The sequence below is a fragment of the Calditrichota bacterium genome, from assembly GCA_013152715.1.
Classification (GTDB): Bacteria; Zhuqueibacterota; Zhuqueibacteria; order Thermofontimicrobiales; family Thermofontimicrobiaceae; genus 4484-87.
Genome location: JAADFU010000097.1, coordinates 1 through 16293, shown reverse-complemented (window position 1 = coordinate 16293; position 16293 = coordinate 1). Strand labels below are relative to the sequence as shown.

13 protein-coding genes and 1 pseudogene are annotated in these 16293 nt (G+C 43.6%); all 14 read right to left on the bottom strand.

The genetic code is table 11. The features are described from left to right. Positions 1–92 precede the first annotated feature (92 nt). The gene (locus GXO74_08150; protein ID NOZ61640.1) at positions 93–755 is read right to left on the bottom strand and encodes a hypothetical protein; all 663 of its coding nucleotides are present in this window, start codon (positions 753–755) and stop codon (positions 93–95) included. Between the two features lie 83 nt (positions 756–838). After that, positions 839–1627, bottom strand: a complete 789-nt coding sequence (locus tag GXO74_08145; protein NOZ61639.1) for an enoyl-CoA hydratase/isomerase family protein — start codon at positions 1625–1627, stop codon at positions 839–841. A 163-nt stretch (positions 1628–1790) separates the two neighbouring features. Next, entirely contained in the window at positions 1791–2957 is a 1167-nt protein-coding gene (locus tag GXO74_08140; GenBank protein NOZ61638.1) for an acyl-CoA dehydrogenase, read from the bottom strand. Between the two features lie 83 nt (positions 2958–3040). Next, entirely contained in the window at positions 3041–3538 is a 498-nt protein-coding gene (locus tag GXO74_08135) for an acetyl-CoA carboxylase, biotin carboxyl carrier protein (protein NOZ61637.1), read from the bottom strand. A gap of 116 nt (positions 3539–3654) precedes the next feature. Continuing rightward, positions 3655–5382 (bottom strand): propionyl-CoA carboxylase, encoded by a 1728-nt coding sequence (locus GXO74_08130; GenBank protein ID NOZ61636.1) that lies wholly within the window; start codon positions 5380–5382, stop codon positions 3655–3657. Positions 5383–5426: 44 nt separating this feature from the next. After that, positions 5427–6806: an acetyl-CoA carboxylase biotin carboxylase subunit gene (gene accC / locus GXO74_08125; protein ID NOZ61635.1), complete on the bottom strand. Its 1380-nt coding sequence runs from the start codon at positions 6804–6806 to the stop codon at positions 5427–5429. 278 nt (positions 6807–7084) lie between these two features. After that, on the bottom strand, positions 7085–7483 hold the full coding sequence (locus GXO74_08120) for a Zn-ribbon domain-containing OB-fold protein (GenBank protein NOZ61634.1): 399 nt from the start codon (positions 7481–7483) through the stop codon (positions 7085–7087). Beyond that, the gene (locus tag GXO74_08115; GenBank protein ID NOZ61633.1) at positions 7483–8640 is read right to left on the bottom strand and encodes a thiolase domain-containing protein; all 1158 of its coding nucleotides are present in this window, start codon (positions 8638–8640) and stop codon (positions 7483–7485) included. Before GXO74_08115 ends, GXO74_08120 begins: the two co-directional genes overlap by 1 nt. 70 nt (positions 8641–8710) lie before the next feature. Further along, positions 8711–9773: pseudogene (locus GXO74_08110) on the bottom strand (hydroxymethylglutaryl-CoA synthase). Positions 9774–10049: 276 nt separating this feature from the next. Then, positions 10050–10778 (bottom strand): hypothetical protein, encoded by a 729-nt coding sequence (locus tag GXO74_08105; protein ID NOZ61632.1) that lies wholly within the window; start codon positions 10776–10778, stop codon positions 10050–10052. 196 nt (positions 10779–10974) lie between these two features. Continuing rightward, entirely contained in the window at positions 10975–12156 is a 1182-nt protein-coding gene (locus tag GXO74_08100) for a metallophosphoesterase family protein (GenBank protein ID NOZ61631.1), read from the bottom strand. Between the two features lie 41 nt (positions 12157–12197). Continuing rightward, the gene (locus GXO74_08095) at positions 12198–14579 is read right to left on the bottom strand and encodes a T9SS type A sorting domain-containing protein (protein ID NOZ61630.1); all 2382 of its coding nucleotides are present in this window, start codon (positions 14577–14579) and stop codon (positions 12198–12200) included. A gap of 208 nt (positions 14580–14787) precedes the next feature. Continuing rightward, positions 14788–16032, bottom strand: a complete 1245-nt coding sequence (locus GXO74_08090; protein ID NOZ61629.1) for a 3-ketoacyl-CoA thiolase — start codon at positions 16030–16032, stop codon at positions 14788–14790. Between the two features lie 15 nt (positions 16033–16047). Continuing rightward, the coding region (locus GXO74_08085) for a hypothetical protein (protein NOZ61628.1) at positions 16048–16293 on the bottom strand (246 nt) is incomplete at its 5' end.

The window sequence follows — 16293 nt, the reverse complement described above, 5'->3', positions numbered from 1 at the left end:
ATTGATTAATTTTTATAATTAAATTCGTGACTGGCGCCCCGCCAGGGTTAAAATTTGCTCGTCTCACTCAAATTTCATGAGCACGCCATGCGTTATTTTTTAGTCAGATGGCATACAACACAATTTTGTGCTTCAATATGAGGAGCGACCTGGTGAATGACTTCCTGGTTATGGCATCTTTCGCAGATCCGAATGTTTGTTGTTTTAGTTTCGGTTCCTTCATGGCAGATGTCACAATTATCAATGGAAATTCCATGATGAGTTTCCTTGAAATCTACAACCTGAAGCCCTGCAGCCTCTCCGTTATCATGGCATTTTTTACAATTTGCCACAGCCGGAGTAACCATAGAAACAGGGTAGGTCGCAACAGAAGTGCTGTAATCATTCAGCCCCGGACTATCGTGGCAATTAGTACATTCGTTATTAAGCGCCGCTTCGGTCTTATGATGCGGAGTCTCTGTATGACATTTCATACAGTCCCTTTGCAGAACAACCCCCATTTGTCCGGGAGTGGTTGAGACACTATGACAGGTGACACACTGCCCGGATTGAGCAATTTGCGTTTCATGATGGGTATCGGCGAGAGAGGTGCCATGACAATCCTGACAGACTTGCTTGGTCAAGCTTGAGTATTCCACATCCAAAAGACCAACATCCTGTGCAACCGGAGCTTGTTGAGCGTTAGCCGTAGAGAGAAAAAAGATAAATGTGATGAAGAGTACTGCTGATAATGCTTGATTGGCCTTTTTGATCATACGATCCTCCTCTTTAAATTAGAGTTTGTTAAAAAATAATTCACCTGTTTTTTAGACCCCTCTTCCGATTTATAATGAAGTTTTTAGGGATGCCAATTGGGTTTTCTCTTTTCCAAAAATGCGTGCATGCCTTCCTGTGCTTCGTCGGAAATTCTCATTTTTGCAATCAAATCCGCTGTGTAGTGATAAGCTGTTTGCAAATCCATTTCCTGAACTTCGAAAAATAATTTTTTACAAATAGCAATGGCTTGGGGACCGCAGACCAGCAATTCTCGGGCTTTCTCCTGCGCAAAATCGAGCAGCTTTTCATGTTCAACAACATAATTGATCAAATTAATCTTTAGCGCCTTGTCCGGGCCAAAACGCATTCCTGAAATGAATAATTCTTTTAGCGCTCCTTCGCCGACCTTTTTGAACAGATACGGAGAAATGCAGGAAGGAACCAGTCCGATTTTGACTTCAGACAGACTGAATTTCGCCCGTTCAGAAGCAATGACGATGTCTGACGCGGCGACAAATCCCATACCGCCTCCGACAGCAGCGCCGTTTATGGCAGCAATCACTGGCTTGGGACAGGTGTAAATCAAATAAAACACTTGAGAAATAAGCTCAGAATCCTGCAAATTTTCTTCGTAAGTATAATTGATGATCTCTTTCATCCAATTCAAATCAGCGCCGGCTGAAAAAGATTTTCCCTCTCCGGTAAAAATGACCACGCGCACCTCGTCCGATCCTGCGATCCATTCCAGAATTTCCGACAATTCTTTCAGCATGGTCGAGTTAAAGGCATTGTGCACATCAGGCCTGTTCAGCCAAATGGTGATTGCTTTATTTTCGATATGATAACGAATGGTCTGAAATTTTTTTTGCATAAAAGCCTCAAAATTTATGTTTTTGCTTGTTCAGACTAGCTTTGAACATCCCCCTAAATCCCCCTTCAAAGGGGGACTTTTAGAGTTCCCCCCTTTGAAGGGGGGACAGGGGGGATGTCTAGATTGAAAAAACTATTTTCGAAAATAACTGGGTTCTAATTTTTCAAACATCATAACACCCAATTCTTCTGGAAATGACCAATCGTAAAATTTCAGAGGTTCCTTCGCCGATTTCCAGCAAGCGCTGGTCGCGATAAAATCGCTCGATATCGTACTCTTTCATCAAACCGTAGCCGCCGTGAATTTGAAGCGCCTGATTGACACAGCGATGCGCCACTTCTGAGCAGTACAATTTTGCCATGGACGCTAATTTTTTGTATTCGTCCCGTTTTTGATCGCACAGCCACGCGGCGCGGTAGAGAAGATAGCGCGCGGCTTCGATTTCCGTTGCCATATCAGCTAATTTGAAAGCATTGGCTTGAAACGTGGAGATTGCTTTTCCGAATTGTTTTCGTTCTTTGGCGTATTTCAGCGCTAATTCATAGGCGCCCTGAGCACACCCAAGTCCCATCGCTGCGATAGAAAGCCTGCCGCGATCCAGCGTGTCCAGCATTTGACGAAACCCCTCGCCTTTTTTGCCAAGCATGCTTTCTTCCGGCACAAGGCAGTCTTCGAAAAACAACTCCGAGGTAATAGACGAGCGCCACATCATTTTTTCATGCATCGTTTTTGCCGTGAAACCGGGCGTGCCTTGTTCGACCAGAAAGCAAGTGTATTCTTTTTTCCCATCGGGACGGGTGCCGGTCACTGCCTGCACCGTCACTCCCAGCGAGGCTTCTCCTGAACCGTTGGTGATAAATATTTTCGAACCATTAATGCGCCAGCCGTCCTTTTCCTTTTTGGCGACAGTCTTTGTCCCGCCAGCATCAGAACCTGCATTGGGTTCCGTAAGGCCAAACGCCCAGACCTTTTCTCCGGTAGTGAGCTGAGGCAAATATTTTCTTTTTTGATCTTCATTTCCAAAAATATAAATAGGCCCGATGCCCAACGAATTATGAGCCGCCACCGTAGCCGCCTGAGAACCATCGACTCGTGCTAATTCTTCTACAGCGATAATGTAAGGAATATATCCAAAGCCGTTCCCGCCATATTCTTCAGGAATGCAAAACCCAAATAATCCCAACTCGCCCAATTGACGCGTGATTTCCGGCGAAAACTCCTCTGCGTCGTCCAATTCTTTTGCCTTTGGTCTGATCACTTGCTCGGCGAACTCACGTACCGTATCGCGAATCATGTTCGCTTCTTCGGGAAGGTCAAAATTTAGCGACATGGATTCCTCCCATGATAGGTTTTAAAATAAAAAAGTCAGAATTAAAATTAGTTTCCAGAACCCCACTCAATTTTTAGTGTCCACTAACTAATAACAAACAACGGCTGATCTAACTTCACCTCCTGGCCGTCCTGGACCAGAATTTTTTTGACTACTCCACTATTTGAATTTTCCGTGCCTTGAAAAATGATGTGATTGAACGTCTTCATTACTTCAATTAAGCCCAGAACTTTTCCTTTTTCAATTTGCTGACCTTCTTCCACATAAGGCGCGGCGTCAGGAGAAGGTCTACGATAAAAAATACCCGTGGTAAATGCGCGCACCACAAAACCGTTTTCTGCAAATTCATCATTGCTCTCAATTTTTTCAGCGCCCGAAATCTGCCGGACGATCTCCGTCTGTTCCGCTGTCAGTCGAAATAGTTCATCGCGATAGCCGACGTTGACAATTCGATCCGGAGATTCGCTGTAACTCACAATTCCACTCACATTTTCCGGCAAATAGATAAAAAAACTCGTATTCAATACAGTCAGTTTGCCGATCATTGCGCCGCCGGTGACAAAAGTTTTTTCTCGCGGCATTTCAGAATAAAATCCAACCGCAGGAGATAAAATTCGAATTTGGGAATCTTCTTTTTCAATCAGAGCAATCATCTCTTCCTCTTCGACTTTGGTTGCTGTCAGAGATTTTGGTTTCGTCAATAAAGTGCTTTAATATCATGCATCGACCAGATGCGCGGATTTTTCACGCGACGATAGCCAATACTTTGATAGCTCATGTCAATCATCGTTTCCAAATAAGGCCGCAATTCGTGAAGCAGAATAATTTCGTCTGTATCCAACTGTCGCGCCGATAAAATTGGATCCATATCTTTCGTGATTCGCTGCTCAACTCCTTCCATCCCTCGCTTAATTGCTTCGTATTCTTCCTTATTCGTAAAAATAATATTAAAATCATCGTCCAATTTCGTGCGATAAGCACCAATCGCCAGAGTTCTGCCTTCCATTACAGCCAGCCTCGTCAACGGCGTGGAAAATTGTACAATCGGCTCGTAGGGTCTGCCGTTCATTGCATAGTAGCCAGCGCCAGAAGCTTTGCGCAGCAGCACGGTAATCACTGGATTAGTGGAAGTGGAAATGGAATACAAAAGATCGGAACCGTAACCCAACAATCCCATTTTTTCCGCTTCGAGTCCGATGTCAAATCCCGCCACGTCCTGCAGCCAGATAAGCGGGATTCCATCGTCGTTACAGGCGCGCACGAAGCTGGTCATTTTAGCGATGCCGTCGCGATAGAGAATTCCGCCGGGACGGCGTGTACTGCGATGCACCGGGTGATCCGTGAGAAAAGCGTTGTTAGCAATAATTCCCACATAATTTCCATTGATTCTGCCGACGCCGCAGATGATTTCCTTCCCTTTATGAGGGAAAAGCTCCCAGAACAAGCTATGATCCAGAATACGGGCAATGATCTGACGCATGTCATAGGTCACGCGATGGTCAGGAGGCAAAATTCCAGGAATTTCATCTGATGAAAAATGAGGAGGCGCTGGTTCCTGTCCGTAGCGATAATAGTCATTCGCCGGAGTCGGCAACTTTGCAATTTCAGAACGAATTTTTTTCAATGCTGCCCGATCATCGGGCACGCGAAAATCCGCGCAATTGGAAAGATGCACATGGATATCCGGGCCGCCGATGTCCAGCGACGTGATTTTTTGACTTTTGCCCCCCTTTACCAATGCGGCACCGGCGATCACCATGTAGGCTTGTTCAGTCATGTAAACCACATCGCTGATGATTGGCATGTATCCGCCGCCGGCAATGCAATCTCCGAAAACACCGGCAATTTGCGGTACTTGCTGGGCGCTGAGCAAAGCATTCATTTTGAAAATATACCCGGCACCGGTTTTCCCGGGGAATGTTTTCGCCTGTTCCGGCAAAAAGAGCCCGCTGCAATCGATCAAATAGACCACGGGTATCCGCAGCCGCAGTGCTATTTCCTGCGCCCGTTCAATTTTCTCCGGCGTCAAAGGCCACCAGGCGCCGGAAGCAACTGTGTTATCATTGGCAATCACAACCGTGTATCTGCCTTCAATTTTCACGAATGCGGTGATTACACCTGCCGCGGGCGAGGTGCGATTTGTCTTTCCGTCAAAAAATTCAATGCCATAGTTGACAAAAGTGCCGATGGGGAAAACTTTGCTGCCCTCATCTTTCAAAGCTTCGATGCGCTCCCACGTGGTTAACTTGCCTTTTCTGTGAACTCGCTCCACATAGGTTTTCCCCCAACCAGCGCGAATTTCCTCCCTCGCCTTTAAATATCTCTCATTGAGATTTTCATTCTCTTTCAGATTCTTGTTGAAATCCTCAACTCCCATAAAATTAGAAATGGTCGAACCAATTCGCTCCAAGATCACTTTTGCCATTGGCTGCTGCTCCTATTGCCTTCCTGTTTCGATAAAATTAAAAATTATTTTTCCTCGTTAAAAAACGTATTCATTAACCATGCCGTGTGATAATTTCCGCTGATAAAATCCGGATGCGACAAAATCTCCAGATGCAAAGGAATGGTAGTTTTAATCCCCTTGATCGAAGATTTTTTCAATGCATTGATCATAGTTTCGATTGCATTCTGGCGCGTTTCTCCCCAGGCAATTATTTTGCAAATCATGGAATCATAATAAGTGGGAATCTCATATCCTGTGCGAACGTGTGTGTCCACACGAATTTTTCCCGGACCCTCGTTTTGGGGAATTTCAAATTCAGTAATCCGGCCCGGCGATGGTAAAAAATTATTCTGCGGATCTTCAGCATTGATGCGGCACTCGATGGCGTGACCCGAAAAATTTACATCGTCTTGCGTCAAAGAAAGCGGATAATTCGCGGCAATTTTTATTTGCTCTTTCACAATATCAAATCCGGTGATCATCTCTGTTACCGGGTGCTCCACCTGCAAGCGGGTATTCATTTCCATAAAATAGAGATTTTTATTTTCATCCATTAAAAACTCAATTGTCCCTGCATTAGTATAACCGATTTTTGCCACAGCATCGCAGATGATCCCCCCCATTTTCTTTCGCAAATTGTCATCCACAGCCGGAGAAGGCGATTCTTCGATGAGTTTTTGATTTTTTCGTTGAACAGAACACTCGCGTTCTCCCAAATGGATGGCGTTTCCGTAAGAGTCAGCTAAAATTTGAAATTCGATATGCCTGCCGTGCTGAATCAATTTTTCCAGATACAGCGCCGGATCGCCGAAGGCTTTTTCTGCCTCCATACTCGCTTGCGCGAACAGATTTTTCAGCTCCGCCTCATTTTTGCAGGGGCGAATACCTTTGCCTCCGCCGCCGGCAGTTGCTTTCAATAGCACAGGATAGCCAATTTTTTCCGCGACAGTTAGCGCATCGTTCACAGCTTTTACATTTCCGTCACTACCGGGGATGGTTGGCAAGCCGGCATTTTTCATTGTCACTTTTGCGACAGATTTATTCCCCATCAATCGAATGGAATTTGCCGAAGGGCCTATAAAACTGAGTTTGTTCTGTTCGCACATATAGGCAAAAAGAGCATCTTCAGCCATGAAGCCAAACCCCGGATGGACGGCCTGACACTCGGAATTTATCGCCGCCTGCAAGATTGCCTCTTTGTTCAAATAACTCTGATTGCTGGGACCAGGTCCAATACAAACAGTAAAATCCGCCTGCTCTAAATGGGGAGAATTCTCGTCTGCTTCAGAGTAAACAGCAACAGTTTCAATCCCCGATTCCTGACAGGCCTTAATGATTCGCAGCGCCACTTCGCCGCGGTTGGCGATGAGAATTCGTTTGAATAATTTTTGGTTTGTCGGCATCTTTGTCCTCGAAATTACTTCATAAGCACACGGAGGGACGCGGATCGGAGCTATCGAATCAATTTTAAAACCACAAAGGACGCGAAGGAGACACAGAGATTCATACATTGACAATTACAAATTCAAATTTATCCTTTGTGCGCTTCGTGTTTGTTGTGGTTTTAAATATTTTTTTGATTCCAACGCCGTCTGTTCGCAGATTACCAGAGATTATTATTTGATTAAATTTGTAAATCCGCGAAAATCCGTTTCATCCGTGTCATCCGCGTGCTATTAAATCACACCCCCACATCCGGCACAAATTTGTATCCGTACATAATCCCCCCGGTTTTTCCCTCCTCGTTGATGCGACGGAATTTGGCAATCAGTCGGTCTCCTGTTTTCAGGTGATTCGGATCGCAATCGGTGATTTGTGCCATGAGCCGGACGCCTTCGTCCAACTCGACAATTCCAACTGCATAAGGCACCTGATCGCCAAAACCAGTAGGAGCTACACGAATAATTGTGAATGTTTCCAATTTTCCTTTTCCGGAAAGAGTTATTTTTTCAAATTGCCGGCTGCCGCACTCCGGACAGATCAATCGTCCCGGGAATGCAATATGACCGCATTGTACACATTTTTCTGCTTCCATTCGATAACGTCGCGGTATTTCCCGCCAAAATCGTGGTATATGCATTATTTCACCTCCAAAATATGTGAAACAGAACTGGCGCCTGAGCCTCCCATGTTTTGTGTCATTCCGATACGCGCGTTTTTGATTTGCCGTTTTCCGGCTTCACCGCGCAATTGCGTAACCACTTCGCAAATCTGCGCCACACCAGTCGCGCCTACCGGATGGCCTTTTGCCTTTAGCCCACCGGATGGATTGATGGGAAATTTTCCGTCAAGAGCAGTCATGCCATCCATCACCGCCGGGCCGCTCTCTCCTTCTTTCACAATTCCCATAGACTCCATAATCATCAACTCGGCGATTGTAAAACAATCGTGCACTTCGGCAAAATCAACATCTTCAATTTTCAGACTTGCCATTTTTAGCGCGCGTTCGATGGAAAGGTTAACTGCTTCTAATTTGAGCAAGTCTTTCCGTTGCGCCAGTGCGATAGTATCCGTTGCATTTCCAACGCCGGAAATGACCACGGGAGCATGCTTTTTCAGTTTTTTCGCTTCTTCCAACGGAGCCAGCAAAACAGCAGCCGCACCGTCGGTAATAGGTGAACAGTCAAACAACCGCAGCGGGTCCGCTACCATTGTCGAAGACATCACGTGCTCGCGGGTAACTTCGAACGGAAATTGCGCATTGGGATTCAAACTGCCGTTGTGATGATTTTTTACAGCGACTTCTGCGAGCTGCTCCCGCGTCGTACCATAACGTTCCATGTGGAGACGCGCCATCATCGCATAAAGTCCGGGAAAAGTCACGCCGTGAAACACTTCCCATTCCTGATCTGCTGCGGTCGCCAGAGCATAAGTCGCTTCCTCGCCATCGACATCTGTCATTTTTTCTACGCCGATCGCCAACACATAGTCTGCCATGCCCGACGCCACTTCCAAAAACGCACTTCGCACTGCCTGTCCACCGGACGAACATGCTGACTCCACGCGCATTGCTCCGGCGTGTTTATTTCCAAGATAATCTGCCACCATCGCGGAAAGGTGTTCCTGTCCCACGAACAATCCGCTGGACATGGTCCCCACGGTGATCGCATCAAAGCGATCCACGCCAGCGTCGTCCAAACAATTTAACGCCGCTTCGACACATAAATCTCTGATTGATTTTTCCCAGAGTTCGCCCCATTTTATCATGCCAACTCCGATAACTGCAACTTCTCGCATGGATTTACCTCCTGTAAACGAGTTTAAATTTCTCGTGTCATAATTGACTCAAGCACATTTTTAAGTAAAATTACTCGGCGCGCAAAATTTTCTTTCTGAATTTCGCGTAAGTGCCGTAATCAACCTGAATAATATGATCATCCAATTGTTTTCGCACTAACGGCGCTTTTTCGCGCACGTGCTTGAGTCTGTCTGTGGCTCGAAAAAGAAAAGCGTCACTGCCAGCGCCCGATCCAAAAGAAACCAACATGATCAATTCGCCGGGTTTTGCCACATCCAGCGTCGCAGCGAATCCCATGGGCGATGCGCCAGAGTAAGTGTTTCCCAAAGTAGGAGACAAAAGTCCGTGTTTCCACTGGTCTTCCTTAAAACCCAACTGTTTTGCCACAGTTACCGGAAATTTCCCGTTAGGTTGGTGAAAAATGACATAATCGATATCTTCCGGTTTCATATTTACTTTTTCCATCAACGCCCAGGCAGCCCCTTTGACGTGCCGGAAATACGCCGGGACTCCGGTGAATCTCCCCCCGTGTTTCGGGTAATTTGCGTGTTCCCGCCGCCAAAAATCAGGAGTGTCTGTCATAAAACAGTGCGTATCTACTAATTCGGCGACTAAATCTTTATTTCCGACTACGAACGCGGCTGCGCCGGCTGCGGCAGAATATTCTAATGCATCAGCCGGAGCGCCCTGAGATGTATCTGCGCCGATGGCAAGGCCATATTCGATGGCTCCGGCGATTACTTCCTGCATGGCGATAAAAAGCCCTTCAGTACCGGCTTTGCAGGCAAATTCCAAATCTGCAGTGTGGGTATGCGGCGTCATGCCAAGCGCAGCAGAGACAATTGTACCCGTGGGTTTTACTGCATAGGGATGCGATTCACTCCCCACATAAATAGCGCCAATTTGCGCCGGATCAATTCCGGCACGCAATACGGCATTGCGAGCTGCATTCACTGCGAGCGTCGCTGTGTCTTCGTCTGGCGCCGGGATGGATTTTTGCTTCAAACCCAAGCCCCGACGATAAGATTCAGCATCTGCGCCCCACACTTTGGCAACCCCACACTTTGGCAATTTCCTCGACACGAATCCGATAACGCGGTATTTGTGTGCCATAACCTACTATTCCAACCATAAAATTCTCCTTAAGAATTTCGATTGATTATTTTTTTGTGCTTTTTTTAATGGATCGAAACTAAAATCCAGGCTTATGTTAATAAAATGTTGTAAAAATAATTGCTTATCCGTTTCTGTGTTTGCTCTAAAAAAGCCAAAAAACCAGTTTTTCAGACCGGACTCATGAATTTCTCTTTTCAAAAAAACTTTAACGCCTTCGTCTTAAAAAAAAGAGCGGGATTATTTGTTCGGAGTAAATCTGACCAATTAACATTGAATTTTGTCACTACAAAATTCATCGTCCCATGCCACCTCCGCCGAATTCTATTCTCAGGTAAGGGCCGCTAAAGTTAAAATCAGGGCCGCCGGTTACATCGTACTCGTCAATTTTCCAGTCAGAAGTAAAAGGCGCTATTGTGTAGCCCGCCTGAACGCCCAAAAGAAGACCGCCGACGCCTTCTTTGCTTTCCTTGAAGGTAATAAAATATTCGGCGTTCAAAGACAAATTAAGCAGGAACGCACCTTTGCTAAGCTCCGTGTTTCTTTTCGGGTTTGACAAAACATCATCAAAAGAAGCTGTGCCCGATTGGATAATGGTTATCGATGCGCCGCCCCCGCCAATTCCTAACATGGGAAAAATATTGACTTTTTTACTTGAAAACAACATGTAGCCAATGTCAAAAAAACCGTAACCAACGGCTAAATTCGCTTTGTACGCTGTATTTCCCAGCGAAAATTTTTCTTCGCTCGCTGTAAGCCCGAATCCCTCGCCGCCAATCACCAGTTTATCCCTAAAAGTGTGCCCGCCGCCGCCCATAGAGAGGAAATTGTCGGAAAATTCAGGATAGCCTTTTGCCGCCAATCTGGAATTAAGATCCCCAATATCGAGCTTTGACATCCCAATGGAAAAATATCCAGAACCGCCGGCTTTTTTGAAAGAATTTTCATCAGCCATGAGTAAGCTGAAAGCGATAAACACGAGGGCTACTGTGAAAATTCCAACAATTTGAATTCTCTTGTTCATGAGTGCCTCCCCGGGATTTTTCCCGTTTTTTTGTTTGCACAAATTTGGCGTTTTGCTTGCGCCAGATTTTTAAAGCGGCTAACTAATTTTTATAATCCCGCCCCTTATTCTCTGTTCATGTTTATGTTTTTACCAATTCTCTCCGCAGTTATTTTTTATTTCATCTCCGAACCAACTGCGTTCCTGTGGCAAAGAATCACTTTTTTATTTCCAAAAAATCGTACATCTTTCCGTCAATGTCGTAAGCCATCATGCGCAACGAATTGCCGTGAATGGTGACCAAACAATACTGCCAATTTTTCAGCAATTTTGCCGTGAACCAGCTTCGCGTGGGCGCGTACGGCTCCAATTCGGCGCCACCGCCGCCGGTTTGAATGTAAATGACACCCTTTTTCCCATCCGCAACTTTGCCATTTCGAATGGGAAAAGTGCGTTCGTAATTGTGAATATGACCCACCCAGACGATGTCCACGCCGTATTTTTCGTAGAGCGGCACCAGCGCTTTCCTCACTTTCAAATCACCCAGAGGAGAAATTGTCCCGTTGAACGTATCACCGTAATCGTTGGAATCTGAAGAATAGGGCGGATGATGGTGCGCGACGAATTTCCATTTGGCTTTGGAATGTGCCAATCCGTATTTTAACCATTTCATCTGCTCACTGTCCGGCTTCAGGTCTTCATTGGTGTCCACGATGAAAAAGTCCGCGTTGCCGTATCGGAAGGAATAGTAATTTTCCGGGTCAGGATAGCTGGAGTAATCATAAAACCAGTGGGCGTTTCGTTCGTGATTTCCGATGGCCACATAGGTTGAAAAACGACTCATGAAAATAGATGCTGGCTGCAAGTACTCGCGAACCCACTGTTCTTTTTTAGTGCCGTTAGTAACGACGTCTCCGACATGAATCACGAAATTGGGTCTTTCAGCAAAAACGCGCTCGGCAATGCGCTGGAATGTCTCCGGGTAAGTCCGTGAATCGCCAAATACGACAAAAGAGAAAGCAGACTTTTCTTTCACGGCAGTCTGAAAAGTGAAAAGTTTGCTGGCAATGAAATCGCCTTTTTTGTCTTGAGAAATTACCCGGTAAAAATATTTCGTCTCCGGCGCAAGTTCGGTCAGAGTCATTTCGTGGATGGTTTTTAGATTGTCGTTTTGTTTCCTGTTTTGTAAAGGAATTTCCTGCCCGTATTCCACGATCGAATTTGACAATAAATTTGTTTCCCACATGATGGTCATTGTCGTTTGCGTGGATTGCTGCAAATAAGGTTCGACGACAAATTGCAAATAGGGCTCTAACGGAGGTTGTTTTTCCTGGGCGAAAGTAATAGAAGCAAAGAAAGAAATTAGTAAAATGGATGCGAATTTTTTATTAAATTTCATTCATAAACCTCTTAAAAAAGTCCGATTTTGACAACTTTATACTACTTTATCAAAAGACACTTTTGACTCTTAACATATTTTTTGGTTTTCATTATTATGATATATATTCCTGAAGGTCTATCATTAGCATTCCAGTTAATCTTGTAATAGCCCGCATAATTTTTTCCATTCACCAATTGAGCGACTCTTTCACCAATCACATTGTAGATGCCAATTGCAACATTGGTAGGCTCTGGTAAACCGAAAGATATTGACAAAGTTGAATTAAACGGATTGGGATAAATTTTTCCAAGAAAATATGTATCAGGGAGATTATCCTTTTGTAATAAAATTTGAGAAGGGTAATTGACGGTCACATTGACAGACAAACTATCTTTACCTTCAAGGGAATCTTCAACAACAAACTTTACTTTTGCCGTTCCAGACCAATTTGATGCACTAAATTGGACAATATGGTTGTTAGTGTCTATAATTAAATTTGAGTCTGCTGAAATAACAATCCAGTCTAAAGACTCAATGGTATTATCTGGATCTGTAGCACAAGTATCTAAATTAATCTTGTAAGTTTCAGTATTTAGAAAACTAAAATCTTCAATATTGGTTATTTTGGGCGGATCATTTACAGGAATAACAATTACATTAACATTTATGGAATCGCTAAGTTCTCCGTCAGAGGCAATCGCGAGAAATGAGGTGTCAATTGCTCCTTCCGGTGGTATTCCATATAGACTGCTGTCATTTTTAATTTCTGTCCAACTTGGGAAATTCTTAAAGTTGAAAAAAATGACATTTGAATCAGGATCAATCGCTCTGATTGTATAAGTCATCTGCTGATGCTCATAAACGGATATAGAATCTGAAGAAACAATAGCTGGGGGATTATTAAAAATTTCTAATGAAAATTCAGCAGAGTCAGCATCTGTTGGCACTCCATTATCAATAACCTTAACAATAAAATCGTATTTCCCTGATTCAAAAGGAGAACCATAAATTCTTCCAGTATTATAATTCAAAATTACACCATTTGGCAAATTGCCATCAATAATCTGCCACTTGTAAGGGGGAATGCCACCCATGACTTCTATAGTGTCATCATAACTTTTTTTGAATTCTCCATTTTTAAGTTGCTTTTGAATTATTGATAAATTTTCAATCGGGGAAATACTAACTTTAATGCTATCGTTCCATTCTGTTACGCCGCCAGAGTCATCTTTTGCTTTAGCGATAATGTAGTACACGTCAGATTCCGTATAGGAGTGATCAAATGATATTACAGAATTTGACAATATTGGGTTAGACCAATTGATTGCTGAATTATCACCCCAATTTAATTCCACATTTAAGTAATCTCCCTCATGATCGAGCAAAAATATCGACGGAGAAAAATTGGTACGTTCCACTGTGGAATATGCAGTATCCGTAAAAACGGGGAAATTTGGAGGGATATTTCCTGATCCTTCTAATGAGTATAAGGCGTAATTAAGGTAATATTTTATTCTATCATATTCATCTGGTAAATTTATGTAAGAGTCAAATGTTGCTGTTGTGTGAGGTAGAAATCTATCTTGTAGTTCTTTATTTGAATAATTTTTAATAGAAACTTGTTCTGCTTCAGTTGGGTAAGCAGTAACCGAGAAAATTTTTATGGAATCAGATGGAGCATAAAGTAAATCCAAATATGTATAATCCAGTTCTACCATTTTATCATTTTTAAAAATTGCTGCAAAAATTTTAGGGAAAGTAAATGAATAATTTGAGCGATTCTCCACTGTTCCAATCCAATGATTTAGGTTATCTTCTTTATTAATCACCACATTGGTTAATTTCATAAGTTGATCCCAATATATATCATCTGAACCATCCTCCTCATAATAAGATATAAAAAATAAAATATTATCAAAATCATATTTTTCAGCATAATCAGTTAGAAATGAAGTTTGATAAGGTGACATTCCAGAATATCCATACGTTACAAAATCAACAAAAGTGTAATCCGCGCCAACAAGTACGTTATCTTTATAAAATTGATATGTTAGCTTTACAAAATCTGTATATATTTTTGTTTTGCATCTCAATCTCGCTGTAACTCGATATGTATCTTCACTCCAATCATGTAAATTAAAATCAAGCAATTCAAAATTATCGTCTAAATCAATTGAATTTATACAGAATACTATATCTCTGTTTTCAACTCCTTGTTTTCTTAACACATTTTTTAAACTATCAATATTAAATTTTGTATGAGAAAGAAATTTCTTGTGGATCTGTGAATTTGAAAATTTCATTTGAGAAAAAATTTCATCGAGTTTTTGATATTCCTTTTTTAATTGGTTCAGAATAACTTTTGAATTTTGTGAGAAAGCCGGTAAAGAGAGAATAAATATCCAAAAAATAATAGCTTTCATCAATTTACTCGATTTCATAGATACCTCCTTATTTATCTATTTTTGAAATTGATGTATGAACAAAATAACTCAGCAAAAATTAATAAGAAACTTGAATTTAAAATAATTGCATCTAAAAAACATGGATTCACACTGATTAAACGGATCCTTGCGGATTTTATCCGCGAAAATCCGCCAAATCCGCGTTCATCTATGGTCTATTCAAAAATTTCTTAATTTTTTTCGATCATTCCCCTCGCCGATAAACAATCACCACCAACGTCTTATCATCGCCGCCCATGTTAATGGACATGCCATAAGGTCGATCCGGGGAAATTTCAATTTGTGCATCGCCGGCGTTCCCGGTTAATTGTTCCCAGATAGTTACTGCCTGGTGCACACCAGTGGCGCCTGTGGGGTGTCCCCAGCCGATGAGTCCTCCTGTGGTGTTGAAAGGAATTTTTCCGTCGCGAGCAGTATTCCCTTCGAGCACAAAATCTGCCCCTTCGCCGGGTTTTGCCAGACCAATCGCTTCCATCGCTAAAATTCCGGCGATTGTGAAGCAGTCGTGCGTTTCCACAGTGCCAATTTCATCGACTGAAATACCTGCATTTTTTATCGCCTGAGCGACAGCACGTTTCATCGTTCCTAATTCCGTCAAATCTTCCGGAGGTCTGGTAATGTCGTAAACCACATTGGCGAATCCAACTACTTCCACAGCCTGATTTTTAGGAATGCCCAATTTTTTCAATCCTTCCTCGGACACAATGGCAATGGCAGACGCACCGTCAGACACTTTGGAACAGTCAAACACATTCAGATATTCCACAAAAGTTCGGGGATTGGGCTCGGTCAAAGCCAATGCTTCCAGATCCTCCGTTGTGTTGTGATACTCCTGCGCTGTGGGGCACAGCCGCGCGTGTTCGATGGCGTTGCGGTACCAGCGAGCAAATGCCCGCCGTGTTTTTTCCCGACCGTATTTTTCAAAATAAGCTCCGGCGCGGTTGCTGAATTGTCCCGGGAAAAAGTGAGCATGACCCGTTTTCCGATCATGAAACCAGCCGGCGCCTGCCAGAATATCGGCGCCGTAAACCGCTTTCACCGAATTTTGCACTTCCACGCCAAGCGCTAAAACAACGTCAGCAGTTTCCGACAGCACGGATCGCATTCCCGAGACAAGCGCTAATCCACCGGACGCGCATGCACCTTCCGTCCGCAAAACAGGCTTGTACAAAAGCGTATCATCAATTGCTCCGAAAAAGGCTCCCAGATGCCCCTGTTTATTGTAACGGGACGCCATGAAATTTCCGATAGCTCCTTCGTCCACATGTTCGCCGCCGCCAATTTTTTCCAGCGTGCCCCGGCCCGCTTCTAAAATATAATGATCTATTCCCGGTCTCGGTTTCTTGGGATGAAATTCTTTTCGTCCCGTGCCCAGAGAAATAGTGTTGTATCCGCCAGTCATATAAATTTTTCTGCGCAATGTATTCATAAATTCACCTCGCTATTAAAAATATTCATTAATCGGTCCGTACACATGATAAAATCCGGTGAGCAAAACCGTATTGACATCTTCGTTATTTTTAGCAACGCCGTCTTTCACTAACTGCAGCGCGATTTTCTGGGAACGTTTGCCGTAGCGTTTCGCCAGGTCCGCGCCGAAGGTATTCATTTTATTCAAATTTGCAAAATATTCATTTAGCGCCTGTTGCTTGTTTGGATGCCGCACTGCGGCTTTCCAGGGCAAAACATT

Coding starts and splice junctions, on each gene's coding strand:
- GXO74_08150 (NOZ61640.1), bottom strand. CDS start 755: ATGATCAAAAAGGCCAATCAAGCATTATCAGCAGTACTCTTCATCACA.
- GXO74_08145 (NOZ61639.1), bottom strand. CDS start 1,627: ATGCAAAAAAAATTTCAGACCATTCGTTATCATATCGAAAATAAAGCA.
- GXO74_08140 (NOZ61638.1), bottom strand. CDS start 2,957: ATGTCGCTAAATTTTGACCTTCCCGAAGAAGCGAACATGATTCGCGAT.
- GXO74_08135 (NOZ61637.1), bottom strand. CDS start 3,538: ATGCCGCGAGAAAAAACTTTTGTCACCGGCGGCGCAATGATCGGCAAA.
- GXO74_08130 (NOZ61636.1), bottom strand. CDS start 5,382: ATGGCAAAAGTGATCTTGGAGCGAATTGGTTCGACCATTTCTAATTTT.
- accC (NOZ61635.1), bottom strand. CDS start 6,806: ATGCCGACAAACCAAAAATTATTCAAACGAATTCTCATCGCCAACCGC.
- GXO74_08120 (NOZ61634.1), bottom strand. CDS start 7,483: ATGCATATACCACGATTTTGGCGGGAAATACCGCGACGTTATCGAATG.
- GXO74_08115 (NOZ61633.1), bottom strand. CDS start 8,640: ATGCGAGAAGTTGCAGTTATCGGAGTTGGCATGATAAAATGGGGCGAA.
- GXO74_08105 (NOZ61632.1), bottom strand. CDS start 10,778: ATGAACAAGAGAATTCAAATTGTTGGAATTTTCACAGTAGCCCTCGTG.
- GXO74_08100 (NOZ61631.1), bottom strand. CDS start 12,156: ATGAAATTTAATAAAAAATTCGCATCCATTTTACTAATTTCTTTCTTT.
- GXO74_08095 (NOZ61630.1), bottom strand. CDS start 14,579: ATGAAATCGAGTAAATTGATGAAAGCTATTATTTTTTGGATATTTATT.
- GXO74_08090 (NOZ61629.1), bottom strand. CDS start 16,032: ATGAATACATTGCGCAGAAAAATTTATATGACTGGCGGATACAACACT.